The 15268-nt window shown below is 53.1% G+C and carries 14 protein-coding genes; 10 read left to right on the top strand and 4 right to left on the bottom strand.

Features of this window, described 5'->3' with window-relative positions; genetic code table 11:
* Positions 1-3: 3 nt before the first annotated feature.
* Positions 4-225, bottom strand: coding sequence for a hypothetical protein (locus ACOQPU_RS04605; RefSeq protein WP_420643951.1), 222 nt, complete (start codon positions 223-225; stop codon positions 4-6).
* 199 nt (positions 226-424) lie between these two features.
* Positions 425-1276 carry a DUF309 domain-containing protein gene (locus tag ACOQPU_RS04600; RefSeq protein ID WP_420643950.1) on the bottom strand — a complete coding sequence of 284 codons (852 nt, stop codon included), beginning with the start codon at positions 1274-1276 and terminating at the stop codon, positions 425-427.
* A 112-nt stretch (positions 1277-1388) separates the two neighbouring features.
* On the opposite strand from ACOQPU_RS04600, the gene ACOQPU_RS04595 reads away from it, so the two are divergent.
* The 8 genes from ACOQPU_RS04595 to ACOQPU_RS04560 all read left to right on the top strand — a co-directional run bounded on the left by ACOQPU_RS04595 (position 1389) and on the right by ACOQPU_RS04560 (position 13208).
* Entirely contained in the window at positions 1389-2414 is a 1026-nt protein-coding gene (locus ACOQPU_RS04595; protein WP_420643949.1) for a LacI family DNA-binding transcriptional regulator, read from the top strand.
* A 5-nt stretch (positions 2415-2419) separates the two neighbouring features.
* Entirely contained in the window at positions 2420-5236 is a 2817-nt protein-coding gene (pgmB, locus tag ACOQPU_RS04590) for a beta-phosphoglucomutase (RefSeq protein WP_420643948.1), read from the top strand.
* An 83-nt stretch (positions 5237-5319) separates the two neighbouring features.
* Complete coding sequence (locus ACOQPU_RS04585; protein ID WP_420643947.1) at positions 5320-7878, top strand: ABC transporter substrate-binding protein; 2559 nt, start codon at positions 5320-5322, stop codon at positions 7876-7878.
* A gap of 263 nt (positions 7879-8141) precedes the next feature.
* Positions 8142-9161, top strand: a complete 1020-nt coding sequence (locus tag ACOQPU_RS04580; RefSeq protein WP_420643946.1) for a carbohydrate ABC transporter permease — start codon at positions 8142-8144, stop codon at positions 9159-9161.
* A 12-nt stretch (positions 9162-9173) separates the two neighbouring features.
* Entirely contained in the window at positions 9174-10466 is a 1293-nt protein-coding gene (locus ACOQPU_RS04575) for a carbohydrate ABC transporter permease (protein WP_420643945.1), read from the top strand.
* A 77-nt stretch (positions 10467-10543) separates the two neighbouring features.
* A complete protein-coding gene (locus ACOQPU_RS04570; RefSeq protein WP_420643944.1) occupies positions 10544-11155 on the top strand; it encodes a DUF624 domain-containing protein in 612 nt (203 codons plus the stop codon).
* Positions 11152-12078 carry a glycosidase gene (locus ACOQPU_RS04565; protein ID WP_420643943.1) on the top strand — a complete coding sequence of 309 codons (927 nt, stop codon included), beginning with the start codon at positions 11152-11154 and terminating at the stop codon, positions 12076-12078. Before ACOQPU_RS04570 ends, ACOQPU_RS04565 begins: the two co-directional genes overlap by 4 nt.
* Before the next feature lie 2 nt (positions 12079-12080).
* Entirely contained in the window at positions 12081-13208 is a 1128-nt protein-coding gene (locus tag ACOQPU_RS04560; RefSeq protein WP_420643942.1) for a radical SAM protein, read from the top strand.
* 52 nt (positions 13209-13260) lie between these two features.
* On the opposite strand, the gene ACOQPU_RS04555 is transcribed toward ACOQPU_RS04560, so the two are convergent.
* Positions 13261-13767, bottom strand: coding sequence for an expansin EXLX1 family cellulose-binding protein (locus ACOQPU_RS04555; protein WP_420643941.1), 507 nt, complete (start codon positions 13765-13767; stop codon positions 13261-13263).
* 73 nt (positions 13768-13840) lie between these two features.
* On the opposite strand from ACOQPU_RS04555, the gene ACOQPU_RS04550 reads away from it, so the two are divergent.
* A complete protein-coding gene (locus ACOQPU_RS04550; protein ID WP_420640548.1) occupies positions 13841-14158 on the top strand; it encodes a helix-turn-helix domain-containing protein in 318 nt (105 codons plus the stop codon).
* A 47-nt stretch (positions 14159-14205) separates the two neighbouring features.
* Positions 14206-14970, top strand: coding sequence for an IS630 family transposase (locus ACOQPU_RS04545; RefSeq protein WP_420645808.1), 765 nt, complete (start codon positions 14206-14208; stop codon positions 14968-14970).
* Here ACOQPU_RS04545 and ACOQPU_RS04540 read toward each other — a convergent pair.
* Positions 14967-15248, bottom strand: coding sequence for a hypothetical protein (locus ACOQPU_RS04540; RefSeq protein WP_420643940.1), 282 nt, complete (start codon positions 15246-15248; stop codon positions 14967-14969). The two genes, ACOQPU_RS04545 and ACOQPU_RS04540, sit on opposite strands and share 4 nt — an antisense overlap.
* Positions 15249-15268 lie beyond the last annotated feature (20 nt).

Genomic DNA, 15268 nt, shown 5'->3' with positions numbered 1-15268 from the left:
ATCCTATGGACTCGCCCTTACCGTCAGCCTGCAACGCTCCTTCAATCCGGTACGAGGAGGTAGCGGCGACAGATCTTCGTCATTTTTGAGCAAAACGGCCGATTGCTGCACCGCCTGCGCGGCCAGCACACGATGGTCTGGGCAGCCGACAAAATCAACCGACGTGGTGGCGAACGGCCGTTCAAACAGCCCCATCGCAAACTTATTGGAGTTGCCCCGCCCCATCAATCATGGCGGCCTCATCCAGTGCCTTGGGGGTACTCGCTGGCTACACGCAAAATCCTGAGATTACGCCTAGCTTTGTGGAGCGCCTACGCGGTTTTCATGCCACCTGTGCAGAGGCTGGGTTGCCACAAGCCCAACCGTTTGTAGTGCCGGCTGAAGCAGACCTGCCCTTCATGCTGGAAAAAGCGGCACGCTTTGATCAGTCTACGTATTCAATGGATTGGATAATGGCCGTATCAAATTCCCCAATTCGCTCCGGCCCCAACTCCGTAATGATTGTCTGTACCTCGGCCGCATTTCGGCGTAGCTTGGCAATGTTGACCCCACGGCAAACGGGCGGCAGCGGCTCGAGCCACTGCCGCAGTCGCAGCAACATCTTCACGGCTCCCCGATAATTACCCCGCTGAATTTGATAATAGGCAATACCGACCTGCAAAATGCCGCGATACAGTTCTCGTGCTGGGCTTTTATCTTGTTTCCATGCCTCTTCCAACGCATCGTGGCATTTGTAATATTCACCCTGGTTAAAAAGGGCAATCCCCTCTCTGGCTAACTCGGCCAACGGCTCTGCACAGCTAGCTGCCAAGGCATCATGGTCGGGAATGCGAGCATACCGTTGCAGTAGCTTGGGCATCGCTGAGGTAAAGCGAGAACGCCCCATCACCCAGTTGGCACCCAACTTCTTGGCATCTTGCATCGTTGCTGCGTCTTCATGCAGCCCAAATGCCAAAATGGGCAAGCGACGCGTCGCTGGTGATGATTTCAGGATAGGCAGCCAGCGACGCCAGGGGATTTGCTGATTGGTGAGGTCAAACAACAGCAGTGCGGGCTGCCAACTGGTAATTTGCTCAAACAGCTTGCCCTCAGTGCCGTGCAATGATTCGCCAGGGCGTTCATGTTGAGGTGGCGAATGCACGGGGCCGACAGAAACGGCCGTTTCTATCCACTCAACGCGCCAACCGAGATGAGCAATCACCGCCTGAATGCGGGTAGTAAACATTAAATCAGCCACAAAGGCCACAACAAGGGGAGCATTTGTTGAATCGTTCATGCTTTTATTTTAGCAAAGTTCATTTTTGCACAAAATTGATCTTGACAGTTGGACAGGGTGTATAGTAACATTTAAGCGAACGTTCGCGCGAACGTTCGCATCGGAGGAAGAAATGAATACAAAAGTAACCCTAAAAGATGTTGCCAAAGAAGCTGGCGTTAGTTACCAAACCGTCTCGAAGGTGCTGCGCGGCCAAATTAAGGTGACCCCAGACACCCAAGTTCGGATCGAAACGGCCGTTACCAAACTCGGCTACCGACCCAACACGGCCGCCCGCAACTTGCGCACCCAATCTTCCAACTTGATTGGCTATGGCTGGCTGCAAGGCGGCGACGATAGCCCCCACCCCGTACTAAATCATTTTTTGTACAGTGCCGTGCAGCGCGCCGAACAAAACGATTTCCACCTACTCACCTTCCTGATCGAAGAAAATATTGAAAAAACGATTGCCATTTATCGAGAACTTTACGCCCGTCGTCAGGTGGAAGGGTTCATTTTGGCTGACACCAACGACAACGACCCCCGCATCAACTTTCTTATGGAAGCGAACATCCCCTTTGCCTGCTTTGGCCGTGCTAACGACGATTGGGATTTTTGTTGGGTCGATGTGGACGGCAGTAACGGCATGGAGCAAGTAACGGCTCATCTACAGCAGCAAGGCCACACCAAGATTGGTCTAATTACCTGGCCAGAAGGCTCTCGCGCCGGTGAAGAGCGGGAAAATGGCTACTTCAAGCAAATGACGCAGGCTGGGTTACCGGTTCATTCCGATTGGATTGTGCGTGGCGAAAACAGGGTGCAGGTGGGTTACCAACTGTTGAGCCAACTCCTGACATTGCCAGAAGCCGACCGGCCAACGGCTGTTGCCTGTGTGAGCGATCAAATTGCGATCGGGGCTATGAACGCTGCGCTGGCTCAAGGGTTGCAAGTAGGTGCTAATTTTGCCATTACGGGCTACGACAATCTGCCAATGAGCGAATTTTTATTCCCGCCCCTTACCACCGTGCAGCAGCCCATCCGCGAAGCGGGTGATTTGGTCATCGAAAAACTCCTCCAACAAATTAACAGCGAATCAATTTCTGAAAAACAGACTTTATTAAAACCCAAACTCATCATCCGCAAATCGAGCGAGGCTTAAACCAGATGATATTCCCGGAAGCAATTATCTTTGATCTTGATGGCGTATTAACCGACACGGCCGAATATCATTTTCTTGCCTGGAAGCAGCTAGCTGATGAGTTGGGCATCTTTTTTACCAGAGAAGATAACGAGCAGCTGCGCGGCATTCCCCGGCGCGGCTCGTTGGATTTTATTTTGGGGCTGGACGGCCGTTCCGTCACCGACGCCGAAGCCGAAAAGCTAATGGCTCGCAAAAATAGCCATTACCAAGCATTGATTGAGCAAGTTTCGGCCAAAGATTTGCTGCCGGGAGTAACCAGCCTGCTGGCCGAATTTAAAGAAGCCGGGCTAAAGGTTGCCGTGGCCTCGGCCAGCAAAAATTCGCCGCAGGTGGTCAAACAGCTTTGCCTTGCCGACCGGTTAGATGCGCTGGCACACGGTGGCAGCGTGGTGCGCCAAAAGCCCCATCCCGATCTCTTTTTACACACCGCCCGCGAACTGGGTGTGCCGCCCGCCCACTGCATTGTGGTGGAAGATGCCGCCGCCGGGATTGATGCTGCCCACGCCGCCGGGATGGTAGCTGTTGGCATCGGGCCAGCCGAGCGAGTGGGTGAAGCCGAAGTGGTGTTGCCCAATCTGGACGGCATTTCGCTGGCCGATTTGCTCCGTGCCACCACTTGGCGCGTGGTCGAGCCGCAGTTTAATCCAGCCAAACAGCACCACCGCGAAACCATTTTCACCATTGGCAACGGCTACCTGGGCACGCGCGGCACGCTGGAAGAGCGTTTTCCCGGCGACCGACAGGCCACCTTTGTGCACGGCCTGTACGACGACGCCCCGGTTGTCTTCACCAGCCTAGCCAATGCTCCAGACTGGACTTCGCTAGAGATTTGGGTAAACGGCCGTCGCTTCGACATGACGCAACCTGGCATCACTGATTATGCTCGCTGGCTCGATTTGCGCGACGGCACGCTGAACCGGCGACTGGTGTGGGAGATTGATGGGGAAACGGCCGTTGAGCTACGCTGGTCTCGCTTTGCCAATCTAGCCAACCAGCACGATTTAGCTGTTCAACTCCACATTGCCGCCTTAAAAAACAACATCAACGGCCGCATCCGCGCCCGACTGGACGGCCACGTGGAAAATCAGGGCAACTTACATTGGCACGCGCTGCAAGAAGAAAGCGACAGTCAGCAAGCCAGCCTGCTGCTGCAAACCCGTCATACCCAAAAGCAGTTGGCTATGAGTATGCGGCTCAATTCAGAAACGGCCGTGGCACAACCCTGCGACTGTCCCATCAGCCCTGGCTTAGAAACAACTTTTTCTTTGCCAGCAGGTGAATCAACTACTTTTGAGAAATTGATTGCTATTTACAGTTCGCGTGAAGTAGATGAACCGCTGGCTGAAGCAAAAAATCGTCTGGCAGAAACGGCCGTTCACAACTTCAACCATCTCCTACAGCAAAATCGCGCCGTCTGGGATGCGTTTTGGCAAGACAGCAACGTTATCATCGAAGGCGACGACGAAGTCCAAATTGCCCTACGCCACGCCCTGTTCCAACTGCGCATCGCTGCCCCCACCCACGACGAAACGGTGAGCATCAGTGCCAAAACCCTCAGCGGTTTCGGCTACAGCGGCCACGTTTTTTGGGACAACGAAATCTTTGTCCTGCCATTTTTTACTTATACCCAACCTGAATTGGCCAAAAATATGCTCATGTACCGGCACCACACGCTGCCCGGCGCGCGGCGCAAGGCCGCCAAAAATGGCTACGGCGGGGCGCAGTTCGCTTGGGAATCGGCCGAGACAGGGGATGAAGTAACGCCAACCTGGGTGCCCCACTTCTCCGACCCCACCCAGTTGGTGCGCATCTGGACGGGGGATATTCAAATTCACATTTCGGCTGATGTAGCCTATGCTCTGAAGCAATATTGGCAGGTGACGGGGGATGATGATTTTTGGCGGGATGTGGCGGCTCTGATTGTGCTGGAAACGGCCGTTTTCTGGGGTGATCGCGCCGAATATGAAGACGGCCGTTACGCCGTCCGCGACGTGATTGGCCCGGACGAATACCACGACCACGTAGACAACAACGCCTTCACCAACTTCATCCTGCGCTGGCACCTGCAAACTGCCCAGGAAACCCTGGCCTGGCTGGAACAACATGCTCCACAACAAGCCGAGGCACTTAAAGAGCGTCTCGATTTATCTGACGAACGGCTGACACATTGGCAGGACATCATCGACAACATCATCTTCTTACACGATGAAGAGAGCGGTCTCATCGAGCAATATGAAGGCTTCTTTGAGCGCAAAAAGGTAGATTGGAATGTCTACGGCAACGCGGAAGAGTCCATGCAGGTGCTCTTGGGCATCGAGGGAGCCAACGAGCATCAGGTACTCAAGCAGGCCGATGTCATTGCCCTCTTCTGCCTGTTCCCCAACGCCTTCGACGCCAAAACGCGCCAGGCCAACTGGGATTATTACGAGCCAATCACCGACCATGTGTACGGTTCGTCACTTGGCCCCTCCATGCACGCCTGGGCCGCCTGCCTGATGAATCAGCCTGCTTTGGGCTACGAACATTTTATGCGCGCCGCCCGCGCCGATTTGCTTAACGTGCGCGGCAATGCCGGCGATGGCATTCACGCCGCCTCGGCTGGAGGGCTGTGGCAAGCCGTAATCTTTGGTTTTGCAGGTTTCCGCCTCACAGAAGAGGGACACACGCTAAACCCGCGTCTGCCCTCCCATTGGCGGCGGATCGCTTTTAACTATTTTCATAAGGGACAAAAACAAACGGTTGAGATTACGCAAGGAGGTGATGCAGAAGCGGAGAAGTAGTTCTTTTATCAGTAAGCAACTTTTTTATTGACGGCCGTTTCCATCGAAACGGCCCTAAATCCACTCAAAGAGAGGAGAAAACCATGTCAAAACGACACCTAACATTATTTGGCTGGCTGCTGCTCTTAGCCTTATTGGCGGTTGCCTGTGGTGGTGGCGAAGAAACCGACACAGCCAACGAAAATGACGCCAGCACAAGCACGGATAGCACAGACAGCGGTGACAGCACCGCCGATGCGGGTGCTGACTGCTTCATGGATGTGGAAGAAGGCGCATCCATTATTTTTTCCGGCTGGGGCGATGAAGCCGAGCAGGAAATCTACCGTGATTCCATCGCCCGCTTCAACGAAGTTTGCCCGGCCGTCACCGTCGATTACCAACCCATCCCTGCCGACTTCCAAACCAGCCTGAAAGCCTCCATGGCTGGCGGCACGGCTCCAGACGTTTTCTACGTCGATGACCAGCTCATGACTGCCTTTGGCCCTACGGGCCAACTGCTGCCGCTGGATGATTTTATGGCAGACGCAGGCACCAGCCGGGACGACTTCATCCCCGCCCTGCTCTCCATCTTCACCCAAAACGGCGTCACCTACGCGCTGCCCAAAGATTGGGGCACGCTCGGTCTGGTTTACTTGCCAGAAGCCTTTGCTGACGCGGGCGTCGACGAACCAACGGCCGACTGGACTTGGGACGATCTCAAAGCCGCGGCCGAAGCCATTCAGGCCACGGGCAACTACGCTGGCTTTTGCCAAAATGCAGATTGGGCACGCTTTGCCCCCTGGGCATTTGGCAACGGTGGTGCTTACGCCAATGCCGATCTGACTGCTGGCACCCTCAACACGCCAGAGGTTATTGAAGCGGCTGAATTTGTCACTGGCATGTACGCCGACGGCAGCCTGGTAACGGCCGCAGACGTAGGCGCAGGCTGGTGTGGTGAAGCCATCGGTAAAGAGCTGGCCGCTATGACCTACGAAGGTGGCTGGATGGTCAACTACATGCGCAACGAGTTCCCCGAAGTGACCTGGACAGCCCAAGAACTGCCCGCCGGCTCCGCTGGCAAAGCAGGCATCATCTTCACCAACGGCATTGGCGTCAATGCAGCTACCCAATACCCCAACGCCTCGGCAGCCTTCGCTATCTATGTAACCGGCCGCGATAATCAGGGTGCCATTGTGGAAACGGGCTTTGCCTACTCCACCCACCCAGACCAGCTTGACGACATTGTAGACGAAAACGACGCCGCCATTGCCCGCGCCGGAACGTTTGATCTGACCCGCGTCGCTTACTGGGGTCCGAACACCGGTAAAGTGAATGACGCTGTCTCTCAGGCTTTGGAACGTGTCTATCTAGGCGATCAATCCGTAGAAGAAGCGTTTGCCCAGGCCAATGAAGAAGCAACGGCCGTACTCACTGGCGAAGGTGCAGATGCTGCAGGCGGAGCCATCGAAGTAGAAGAAAGCGCAGGCTGCTTCATGGAAGTTGAGGATGGCGCAACCATCATCTTCTCCGGTTGGGGTGATGAAGCTGAACAGACGATTTACCGTGACTCCATCGACCGCTTCGCTGAGGTTTGCCCGGCTGTGACTGTTGATTACCAACCCATCCCCGCCGACTTCCAAACCAGCCTGAAAGCCTCCATGGCTGGCGGCACCGCGCCAGACGTCTTCTACGTAGATGACCAGCTCATGACTGCCTTCGGCCCCACCGGCCAACTGCTGGCACTAGATGATGCGATGGCCGCAGCAGGTACCGGACGCGGCTCGTTTATTCCCGCCCTGCTCTCTATCTTTACGCTGGACGGCAGCACCTACGCGCTGCCCAAAGATTGGGGCACGCTCGGTCTCGTTTACCTACCAGAAGCGTTTGCCGCTGCGGGCATTGATGAACCCACTGCCGACTGGACGTGGGATGACCTGAAAGCCGCCGCCGAAGCCATTGCCGCTACGGGCGAGTACGCTGGCTTTTGCCAAAATGCAGATTGGGCACGCTTTGCTCCGTGGGCGTTTGGCAACGGTGGTGCTTACGCCAGCGATGATTACGCTTCTGCCCAAGCCAACAGCGATGCCGTGAAAGAAGCTGCCACGTTCGTGACCGATATGTATGCTGACGGCAGCCTGGTAACGGCCGCAGATGTGGGCGCAGGCTGGTGTGGCGAAGCTATTGGTAAGGAACTGGCTGCCATGACGTATGAAGGTGGCTGGATGGTCAACTACATGCGCAATGAGTTCCCCGATGTGAACTGGGTAGCCCAAGAACTGCCCACTGGCCCGGCCGGTAAAGCTGGCATTATCTTTACCAATGGCATTGGCGTCAATGCAGCTACGCAATATCCACAAGCATCTGCCGCCTTCACCATCTACGTAACGGGTGTAGAAAACCAGGGTGAAATTGTGCAAACTGGCTTTGCTTACTCCACCCATCCAGAGCAGCTAGATGATGTGGTTGATGAAAATGATGCCGCCATCGCTCGTGCTGGCACCTTTGAACTGACTCGCGTAGCTTACTGGGGGCCAAACACGGGCAAGGTGAATGATGCCATTGCCCAGGCTTTGGAGCGCGTCTATTTAGGTGACCAAACGGTTGATGAAGCATTTGAACAGGCGAATGAGGAAATCCAGGGTTTCCTGGACGAAGTACAGTAACGGTGTCCTCCTAGGATGAGAGCAGCCCCATGTATTGGTTTGGCAGCCGCCGGGCCAATACAGGAGCTACTCTTACACAAGTGCTGGTCGCACCCTCCCGCAAAGATGATGCGACCAGCCTTCCACACTATACAAGAAGGTTTTTTATTTGCAATGTTAGAGAGGTGACAGTCACTTAAATGGGACTGTTTGTGACCTCCATAGGCAAGTGACTGTCACCTTTCTTTGCCGTGATAGTTTTGCTTAGGGAAAGGAGATTGGGGATGACGGCAAATAGTCAGCGTCTTGGTTTTTGGCGCAATAGGGCGGCAAGAAATGAAACGATTGCCGCTTATATGTTTTTGGCACCGTATCTGATTGTGACTCTGGTGTTCACAATTGGTGTAGTTGCGTTTGCCTTTTACATCAGTTTGACAAATTACAACCTTTTCACAACGCCGGAATGGAACAATTTTGATCATTTTAAGACATTGCTCGGTGACGCAAAATTCGGCCGTTCGCTGGTGAATGTACTGTACTACGTCATCATTGTGGTAACGGTGCAAACGGTGCTGGCGCTGCTGTTGGCAGTGGTTTTGAATGCACCTATCCGAGCCAAACAGTTTTATCGCACCCTGTTTTATGCACCTAGCGTCACTTCGGCCGTCGTCATCAGCTTCATCTTCTGGTGGCTGTATCTCAAAACGGGCTATTTGAATTACGGCATCAGCAAGATTTGGGAACTGTTTGGCGCAGAGTGGGAAGCAATCAATTGGCTCAATGATCCGCGCGGCTTGTTCCAGCTCATTGTGGAAGGCATCACCGCCGGGCGGGTAAGTATTCCATCCTCGCAATGGTATTTGCGTGGCCCCAGCATTACCTGGATGGCGATCATGGCGCAAAACATCTTCACCACAGTTCCCACCTTCATGATCATGTTCCTGGCAGCTTTGCAGGATATTCCAGCTTCACTTTATGAAGCCGCTTCCATTGATGGTGCCAACAAGCGACAGCAATTTTTCCGCGTGACGGTACCGATGCTGCGACCTGTGCTTCTGCTGGTCGTGGTGCTGGGCACCATTGGCACCTGGCAAATCTTTGATCAGGTAGCCATCCTCACGGCTGGTGGTCCCCTAGACACAACGCTGACGCCTGTCTATTTCATTTACACTGAGGCGTTGGGCATTAGCGGCCCGCCTCGTATGGGGTACGCATCATCACGGGCAATTGTGCTAGCAATCATTATTTTGACATTTACGTTTGTGCAAAGACGCTACATTGAAGGCGGCACGGAGCAATATTAAAGGAGGCTTGTGATGACGGTTGCAGCAACACCTAACAACAGCTCGGCTGTGCAGCAAAACAGTCCCAAAAAGAGTCCTGTGCCGGGGCATATTATCACTGGTTTACGGTATGTTATTTTAACGGCCGTTGCCCTGCTGGTATTCTTGCCCTTCATTTTGGCCTTTTTGGGCACGTTCAAAACCAATGTGGAGATTATCGCCTTTCCGCCTACTTTCTTCCCGCAAGAGTGGCTGGTTGAAAATTGGCCAGCACTCTTTGCCACAGATTTAGGCGGCACGGTTCGCCAAGAGGGTGTCACCTCAATCGGGCTTACAATGGGATCGTTTGCCTTTATGCTTACGTTCCTGGCCACCGGGCTAGCCAGCAACATTGCCGGTGAAAAAAACATTTGGCAGCGCATTGGCCCATCCCTTGCTGTTATCTTGATTTTGGCAAGCGGTGGCGCGATCTACTTTTATCTACAAGGTGCATTGGCCGAAACGCGCGTTCCGGTTGGTTTAGCTCCTTCGGCCGCAATTGGATTTACCGTTCTGTCGCTCATTGCCCTGGGGGTCATTGGCATGTCTACACCAGATTGGCGGCGAGTGGTGCTTTCATTAGTCGGAAGCCTGGGCATAGCGGCCGTAGTGACCTATCTGTTTGCCTTTCTGGCTGAATTGGCTGGTGCAGGTACCTACATTCGGTGGTTATTTAACACCGCTTTGCTTTCCGTTGTGCGTGCCTGTTTGCAAATCTTTTTCAGTTCGATGGCGGCGTATGCCCTGGCACGGCTTAACTTCCCTGGCAAGAATGCGATCTTTGGCTTTATTTTGCTCTCGATGACCATTCCGGGAGCCATTACGCTGGTGCCATCTTATGTGCTCATCTCTCGCTTGGGCTGGGTCAATACGTGGTACAGCTTGGTCTTCCCTGGTTTGATCGTGCCCGGTTCTATCTTCATGCTGGTACAGTTTTTGAAGGCAGTGCCCAAGGATTTGGAGGAAGCGGCCAAAATTGATGGGGCATCTTATTTCCAGATGTACCGTGACCTGATTTTGCCGCTGGCGCGTCCTGCGCTGCTCACGGTGTTCATTCTAAATTTCCAAGGGATGTGGAATGATTACCTGGGGCCGCTGCTTTATATGCGCACTAACGATATGTGGGTGCTAAATGTGGGCTTGCAGACTTTCCAGCAACAGTTTAAGCAAGATTGGAACCTGGTTCTGGTAGGAGCAATGGTGAATGCTGTCCCGGTACTCATTCTGTTTGCCGCCTTTAGCCGCTACTATATTGAAGGCGTGAGCTACGCTGGCGTAAAAGGATAAAAATTGTTTTGCCACAGAGTTCACAGAAGAAAAAGAGAAAAATCCTCTAAAATCTCGGTACTCTCTGTGGCTAACAGATGGTTTTAGACATGGTTGTTTGGCGGGCGTTAAAGTTGTGGTGGCGAGAGTGGATTGGGATTTTGTTCCTGAATCTGGTCTGGGTGCTGCTTTTGCTGCCGTTGGTAACGGCACCGCCCGCCACGGCCGTTTTCTTTGCCGTCTGTAAAAAAATGGTGGATGGCGATCCGTGGGATTTGCAGGATTTGTTGCCGCTGGTGCGCCAACTGTTCTTCCCGGCCTGGAAGTGGGCACTGCCCAATCTGCTGTTTGCGGGGGTAACGGCCGTAAACTTCATCGCCTACCAATCTTTCGACGGGCTGGGCTGGATTGCCCTGCGCGCCTTTTGGGGAATGCTCACCTTTTTCTGGCTGCTGCTAAACCTGTTTTACTGGCCGTTTTGGCTCAACCAGGAGGAGAAAGGCGTCTACCTTACCTACAGCAACGCCGCCCGTTTCCTGCTGAAACAGCCGGGAACGGCCGTTCTCGTCACACTCCTCTCGATTACTGTTGTCGGTGCCAGTTTGCAGATTGTGTTCCCGCTCACCATTGGTTTGATTGGCTGGATTATGCTGCTGGGGCTGACGACCGTTCAAGATTCTTTGACGCTGCAAAAGAAAAAATCTGCATGAAGCTGCAACGACATCCAGCCAACCCCATTCTGCTGCCAGACCCCAGTTCGCCCTGGGAAAGCACCAATGTCTTTAATCCGGCAGTAATTTTTCACAACGGCCTGTGGCATATGTGGTACCGGGCGCAGGGGCTGGATTGGGTAAGCCGCATCGGCTACGCCGTGAGCAAAGACGGTATCCAGTGGCACCGGCTGCGGCAGCCGGTGCTGGAGCCAATGGATGGCACCGATTCACGCGGAGTGGAAGACCCCAGGGTTGTTGAGTTGGACGGCCGTTTCTACATGACCTACACTGCATACGGCCGCGACTTTCTTGGTGAAGGCGAACCCACCCACGACGGCGGCGGCATTTTGCCGATGATTGCCGTTAGCGACAATTTAATCACCTGGGAGCGGATCGGGTCAATTGTGGTGGGGGAGGACAACAAAGATCATGTGCTGTTTCCGCGGAAGATTAACGGCCGTTACGCTGCCCTGCACCGCCGCTGGCCAAACGTCTGGATTGCCTACTCCGATGATTTACGCACCTGGGCGGAAGCCGACATGCAAAAGATGTACGAGCCGCGCCAGGATGACCCAACGGCATGGGACAGCAAAAGCGTGGGCAGCAACGGCGTCCCCATCGAAACGGAACACGGCTGGCTGCTGCTCAACCACGGCTACAACGACGATCATATCTATAAATTTGGCATCTGCCTGGCTGATTTAGATGATCCAACACAGATGATTGCCCGGCCAAAAACGGCCGTATTTGAGCCACAAGAACTATGGGAAATTCGCGGCGATGTACCCAACGTCGTCTTTTCCTGCGCCAATCCGGTAGTAAATGGCACGGTTTACGTTTATTATGGCGGTGGCGATCACGTTATTGGCCTGGCCACCTGCCCACTTTCCCAACTGCTAGACTTTGCGTTACACTCCTGAGTATGCCCAGGTTTATTGAAAAGCAGTACAAATCGATCATCAACAAGAACAAAATCATCGACCACTGGTTTTGGACGCGCTACTCCATCAACCCCTACAATGGCTGCCAATTTGGCTGCATCTACTGCGACGCCCGCAGCGACCATTACCACATGCCGGAAGATTTCGAGAACGAGATTGTGATTAAAACCAACGTCGGCGAGGTGCTGGATCAACGGCTTACCCGCGCCCGCACCTTTTTGCCCGATGTAGTGGGCATGGGTGGCGTCACCGACAGCTACCAGCCCGCCGAAAAGAAGTATGAAAACACACGCTCTATTTTGCAAGTGCTGGCCAGACACCAATACCCCGTTCACATCTTCACCAAATCGACCCTGGTGCTGCGCGATTTGCCCTTGCTGGAAGAGATTGCCCAACAAACCTGGTGCACCGTCTCCGTCACCATCACCACCATCGACCCGGATAAATCTATATTTTTAGACAAATTTGCCCCTGCCCCCGCCAAGCGGCTGGATGTGCTGCGCCAGATCAAGGCCAATGCGCCCCATGTGCAAACTGGTGCGTTATTGATTCCGCTAGTGCCATTTTTGGGTGATGATCCAAAAGAGGTGGCAGATTTGTTTACGGCCGTAAAAGAAACCAACACCGACTACCTGATGTTTGGCGGAGCGATGACCCTGCGCAACCGGCAGGCTGACTGGTTTTTGCGCCACCTGCGCGAAGCGAAACCAGATGTCTACCAACAGTATGCCGAGCTTTACCAATTTACCCCAAACGCCGAAAGTTATGACGGCCGTTACGTACCAACGGGCGATTACATCATCAACCAGCACGAAAAGCTGCTGGCACTCAGCCAAAAGCACGACTTGCCCCATCGCATCAAGCGCTACATCCCCAACGACTGGCGCAAAACCAACTACAAAATTGCCGAACGAATGCTGAATGTCTCATATGAGCGGCAAATGTTGGGACAAAGCTGGGAGAAGCTGTTTTGGGCGGCGCAAAACATCCAAAACCTGAAAGAGCCCATCGAAGCTGTGGCCGCACGGGGCGAACTCGGCCACATCAAAAACGTGCGCGGCCACATCAAACGACGCATCGAGGATATTTTGGCAAATAAAATCATGTAGGGGCACACCCCCGTGTGTGCCCTGCTTCAGGGGTAGACACGGGGGTCTACCCCTACCTATCGATTCGTCCCTGAGGCACAGGGAATTGCCCGCTGCCATTCACATCGCCATCTTCAACGTGGGGAATGTTGACGTCCTCTAACACATTGCCCAGCGTGTCCGTGACGCGGAAATTGTATGGGCCTGGCCCCATGCCGCCCGCTTCCACAAAGTAATTGTAAGAAAGTCGCAGTACGTCTACATAGCTACTGCCATTCCAATATTCCACTTTGGCGATGGGGTTGCGATGATTGCGAATTTGTACGGCCGTCCACCACTGATTGCTGCCATCCTTAAAGTGGTACACAATTGGGCCATCTAGAACGGGACTGACTAGCTGCCAGGTGATGTCCACCCGCCCCGCTGACAACTCCGCAATCTCCGCAAACGCCTCCTGGCTCAAATCCACATCCCCCTCAGCACAGCCAGGGCACTGATCCACAATTCGCACCATCACGCTCCCCTGCGGTCCCGTTACCTGAATGTACGCCCCGCAAAGCGCCGAATCGGCATAATCCACGCTGTTGAGTACATCGTTAAATAAAAGAACTAAAAATCTTGTTGATGAGCAAATAGTTCGATAAGCTGGAAGGATGAAAAAAGAACATGTTACCCTCAGTGAAGCAGATCGAGCTTATTTGCAAAACTTGATCAAGAAAGGCAGTTTACCCGCCAAAACCTTTAAACGAGCAACCGCCCTCATCGAATTAGATCGAGGTCGAACCTTTACAGAAGTTGCAGCCATCGTTGGTGTCGTTATCCAAACCGTATCAACCTGGGCCAAAAAATATCAGGATTCAGGGTTGGCTGTCTTAACCGACAAACCAAGGCCAGGCCGCCCAACCGTCATTGACGGACTGCAACGAGCCAAGATCACAGCATTGGCTTGCTCTGACCCGCCAGCAGGATAGGAGAAATGGTCATTGCGGCTATTAGCTGACAAAGCCATCGAGTTGGAATTAGTCGAGACCATTTCCTATGGGGAAGTGCGACTCATTCTCAAAAAAACGAACTCAAACCGCACCTGAAACGATATTGGGTAATTGGCAAGATAACCAGTCGGTTTATTGCCAAAATGGAGCGCATTCTTTGGCTTTATGCCTTGCCTTACAATCCGCTTTACCCGGTTGTCTGCTTTGATGAACGACCCTGTTTTCTCATTGATGATGTGATGCAACCCATTGCTATGCAGAATGGCAAGGTGCGTAAAGAACATTATGCCTACGAAAAAAATGGTTCCTGTGCGCTCTTAGCTGCCATTGAACCATTGACTGGCAACCGCTTGGCGCAAGTGCATCGCCAGCGTACCAAAAAGGAGTTCACCCTGTTTTGCCAAGCCTTAGCAGCCGCTTATCCAGATGCGATCAAGATTCGTCTGGTCTTGGACAATCTGAACACACATGATGAGAGTGCTTTTTACGAAAACTTGCCTGCAGACAAGGCGTTTGCTTTAGCGCAACGATTTGAATTCAATTTCACGCCGAAATCGGCCAGTTGGCTAAACATGATTGAAATTGAGTTTTCAGCACTGACGCGTCTTTGTCTTAATCGTCGGATTCCGACCATTGAGAAACTAGAATCGGAAGTGATGGCATTGATCACTGAGCGAACGCAAAAACGCATCAAAATTAATTGGCAGTTTTCCATCAAAGATTGCCGCAAAAAGCTAAATGCTCGTTATTCGGTTGTTAATGAGGCAAATTCTAAATTCAAGAAAGCTTAATACTTCTTATTTAACGGTGTATTGAGTGCAGCCACCATTAAGTTTTCTGGCGAAGGCTCAAAGCTGCAGTTACCTGCCCCGGTGGCAAAGTAGTAGGTTCCCTCGCCGCTGTGAACGGGGCCAAACGCCACTGGATCATCTGTTTGGTAAATGACGAGGGGTAAATAGAGTGACTGATCGGTTCCGGCGGAAACGGTCGTTTGCCCTACCAATCCGCCAATCAGTACAGCCAGCAGCAAAAAAAGAACCAACCATCCAAATTTGGCGAAATTTTTCATGCCCCCATTGTAAACATTCG

This window comes from Candidatus Leptofilum sp. (assembly GCF_965223285.1).
Lineage (GTDB): Bacteria > Chloroflexota > Anaerolineae > Promineifilales > Promineifilaceae > Leptofilum.
The sequence above is the reverse complement of the archived record's forward strand: the minus strand, read 5'-3'. Positions and strand labels throughout refer to the sequence as shown.

Excerpts from the sequence above, each read along its gene's own strand:
- ACOQPU_RS04605 (WP_420643951.1), bottom strand. The coding sequence starts at position 225 with ATGGGGCGGGGCAACTCCAATAAGTTTGCGATGGGGCTGTTTGAACGG.
- ACOQPU_RS04600 (WP_420643950.1), bottom strand. The coding sequence starts at position 1,276 with ATGAACGATTCAACAAATGCTCCCCTTGTTGTGGCCTTTGTGGCTGAT.
- ACOQPU_RS04595 (WP_420643949.1), top strand. The coding sequence starts at position 1,389 with ATGAATACAAAAGTAACCCTAAAAGATGTTGCCAAAGAAGCTGGCGTT.
- pgmB (WP_420643948.1), top strand. The coding sequence starts at position 2,420 with ATGATATTCCCGGAAGCAATTATCTTTGATCTTGATGGCGTATTAACC.
- ACOQPU_RS04585 (WP_420643947.1), top strand. The coding sequence starts at position 5,320 with ATGTCAAAACGACACCTAACATTATTTGGCTGGCTGCTGCTCTTAGCC.
- ACOQPU_RS04580 (WP_420643946.1), top strand. The coding sequence starts at position 8,142 with ATGACGGCAAATAGTCAGCGTCTTGGTTTTTGGCGCAATAGGGCGGCA.
- ACOQPU_RS04575 (WP_420643945.1), top strand. The coding sequence starts at position 9,174 with ATGACGGTTGCAGCAACACCTAACAACAGCTCGGCTGTGCAGCAAAAC.
- ACOQPU_RS04570 (WP_420643944.1), top strand. The coding sequence starts at position 10,544 with ATGGTTTTAGACATGGTTGTTTGGCGGGCGTTAAAGTTGTGGTGGCGA.
- ACOQPU_RS04565 (WP_420643943.1), top strand. The coding sequence starts at position 11,152 with ATGAAGCTGCAACGACATCCAGCCAACCCCATTCTGCTGCCAGACCCC.
- ACOQPU_RS04560 (WP_420643942.1), top strand. The coding sequence starts at position 12,081 with ATGCCCAGGTTTATTGAAAAGCAGTACAAATCGATCATCAACAAGAAC.
- ACOQPU_RS04550 (WP_420640548.1), top strand. The coding sequence starts at position 13,841 with ATGAAAAAAGAACATGTTACCCTCAGTGAAGCAGATCGAGCTTATTTG.
- ACOQPU_RS04540 (WP_420643940.1), bottom strand. The coding sequence starts at position 15,248 with ATGAAAAATTTCGCCAAATTTGGATGGTTGGTTCTTTTTTTGCTGCTG.